The organism is bacterium (assembly GCA_040757115.1).
GTDB lineage: Bacteria > UBA9089 > CG2-30-40-21 > CG2-30-40-21 > SBAY01 > JBFLXS01.
The window spans coordinates 3,259-5,496 of sequence record JBFLYA010000250.1; the positions used below are offsets into that span (position 1 = coordinate 3,259).

General features: G+C 37.0%; 1 protein-coding gene. It reads left to right on the forward strand.

Translation table 11 applies throughout. The features are described from left to right. The coding region (locus tag AB1422_16235) for a T9SS type A sorting domain-containing protein (protein ID MEW6620856.1) at positions 1-2,061 on the forward strand (2,061 nt) is incomplete at its 5' end. Positions 2,062-2,238 lie beyond the last annotated feature (177 nt).

Below are 2,238 nucleotides of genomic sequence, written 5' to 3' on the forward strand. Positions count from 1 at the left end.
ACTTCTGTAAATCTTGATGCAGGTAAAGGTGCAACATATACGATTAAAATTCCAAATCTCAAATTCCAAATTCCAAACAAATCTCAAATTCCAAACTCCAAATCCCAAATTACCCAATTACCCAGTTACTCAATTACCCAATCTCCCTTACCTGGAACTTATACTGCTAAGGCTGTAATTTTGTATGATGGAAATGAGATAGATAAGGAAGAGATGGTATTTAGTTTAGAACCGAATTTTGAGATTCTGGATGTTAGTCATCTTGAATTAACAGTTGGTAAAGAAGGGACGATTACCGTTGTAGTTAAGAATATTGGGAGTGCTATGGGTGAGGCAAAGGTAAAGGTAAAATTGTTGGATTTGCTGGATGAGGAACAGGTGATATGGTTAGACCCAGAAGAGATGGGGACTTTAAACTTCAGGTTAGCTGTTCCATCAGATTTTGAGAATGGAACTTATACAGGAGTGAGCAGTGAACAGTGGTCAATGAGCAGTAAAGAGTTTTCAGTAAAGATAGTTGGGATAAAGATAGATGTAGAAGCAGAACTGGATAAAGAATGTTATGAAGAAGGGGAATTGGCTACTTTTACATTAAAGGTAACTAATCTAAGTGATGTTTCTCTGGGAACATTGAATTTATCAGCTAAAGTAAAATTTAACGATTATGCAGGAAGCCAAACATTCCAAATTTCTGAGTTTTCACTTCTTAGTTTTAACTTGCCGATTCATCATACTGGTCAAAAACTCCAATTTGGTATTTATTCAGGGAATGAGCGAGCCATCTGGTTGGATGCCATTTATGTTCGACCCAAAGGAACAATTACGGTAATTTCGGACAAGCAAATTTACCATCAAGGAGAAACTGCCAGCTTAACAATTATCTCACAGGAAGCCGGGACAGTGAGTTTGATTACACCAGGCGAGCCTGCAAGTTGGACAATTGTATTTAGTGAAGCAGGTAGTCAAACATTTGCCTTCAATCTACCTGCACAAATGTTATCAGGGACATATTATTTGTATTATGTTCAGGAAAATTCCAAATCACAAATTCCCAATTACCCAATTCCCCAATTCCCCAATTACTCTCTACTTCCTATCGATGTGCGAGGGATAGAGGCAGTCATAAAAGGGGCAAGTTTGGATAAAGCAGGGTATTCGGTTAATGAAGGATTTAAGGTTAAGATAAGTGTAGATGTGAGTGAAGGATTTGAAGGGATGATAAAGGCATGGATAAATGAAGGAGATAATTGGACTAAGGTATATGAGAAAGATGAGACATTTGAAAAAGGAAGGCAGGTCTATGAAATAGTAAGTACTACAACTACATCCAATAGGCAAACATTAATCTATGGTATATATTTAGGCACACATACCTTAGTTACATCAGGAAGGAAGGGAATAAGTATCTACAACATTACGGAAGAAATGGGTAAGATTATAGAGAAGGAGTGGCTAATGGTAGAAATAATGCCATCTGGCCTAAGTAAAAACGCCTTGTTTGATTTCTTTAAGGTAACACAATATCCATTACCACCAGCAGGGATACAGCCAATAAAGGTATTAGAGTTTATTATTTATGATAAGGATGTAGAGATAAAAAAAGATATAAAGGTAACATATTTTTATGGACAGGAGGGATTAGGATATGATATAATAAAAGATAGTTTAAAGGCATATTATATAAAGGAAGGTAAGTGGGAAGAAGTCAGCAGGCAGGAATTGGATAGAGTAAATAATAAGTTAATATTTTATTTACCACATTTATCATTAGTCGGGATAGGTGCAAAGGTAAGCAAACCATTAGGTGAATTAAAGGTCTATCCCAACCCGGCAAGGGAGCAAGTAACTTTTGGTGATAGCCTCCCGGGTCAAATAAAGGTAAGGATATTTAATATAGTCGGTGAAGAGGTATATGAATATGAGGGAGTAAGTAGTAGTGGTAAGTGGATTTGGAAGCTCCAGAATAAAGATAATGAGAAAGTAGCCGGTGGGATTTATATTTATGTGATTAGTAGTTCTGAAGGAGATAAGAAGGTAGGAAAGATAGGAGTGGTGAGGTAAGAGAGTTGGAAAGAGAGAAGTGGTTATGGTTTTAATGCAAAGAGCAAGAGGTAAAAATCAAAGAGAGAAAGCAATGAAAATAGTAGGCAAGTAGGTAGTAGGTAAGTAGGAAAGGGATAAAGGATGTGCACGGTATTCCTCTTCTGGGGGCAATGTCTCCCCCTTTCCTACTTTCCT